The sequence below is a fragment of the Gluconobacter sp. P5H9_a genome (genome assembly GCF_018812085.1).
Lineage (GTDB): Bacteria > Pseudomonadota > Alphaproteobacteria > Acetobacterales > Acetobacteraceae > Gluconobacter.
In genome coordinates this window covers 1-528 of record NZ_JACRVW010000082.1, presented here as the reverse complement: position 1 = coordinate 528, position 528 = coordinate 1, and the positions used below count along the sequence as shown (strand labels likewise).

1 protein-coding gene is annotated in these 528 nt (G+C 62.1%); it reads left to right on the top strand.

What is annotated here, in order from left to right; all coding sequences use genetic code 11:
• Positions 1–42: 42 nt before the first annotated feature.
• Positions 43–528, top strand: a 486-nt coding sequence (locus KP708_RS15575; RefSeq protein WP_215757269.1) for a hypothetical protein, incomplete at its 3' end; no start/stop codon positions are given.

The following is a 528-nucleotide window of genomic DNA, read 5'->3' as shown; positions in this document are numbered from 1 at the left end:
CCCTTGACCCCTTCCGATTACCCACGAGAAATTCGGTACGACATGACCCCCATCGAGCGCGCCCGTGCACTGCGTCGGGACTATGACGATCTGACCCGACAAGCACAGGAAACCGGCCACTACTCCGACCCACCGGCGGAGATGGTGGCATCCCCGTCCCTACCATCGGTCGATCACTGGCAGATCGTCAGGATTCCGCATGTCGGCCCGGTTCTGGCAGGATGGGCGCGATCTCATCCAGTGCTCGGCCCGTCTGACTGCTGGTTCGTCTCAACACCACTGGAACGCATCGACCCGGCCGGAAAATGGGCATGGTCCAAGAACCACCTGTTCCGGCTGCTCCGACCGGCTGACCCACTCAAAGAGGCCGAGCGCTGGGCGGGAACGCTCACCAGTCCTCGTGAAGCTACGTCCACCCACATAGAGCATTCAGAAGATTGGAATGAAGCAGAAGCCTACGACCAGTCAGGACGGGCGGCCTTCTATGTGAGGCGCTGCCGGGCTCGCTGCCGCCTCACGGCATACACC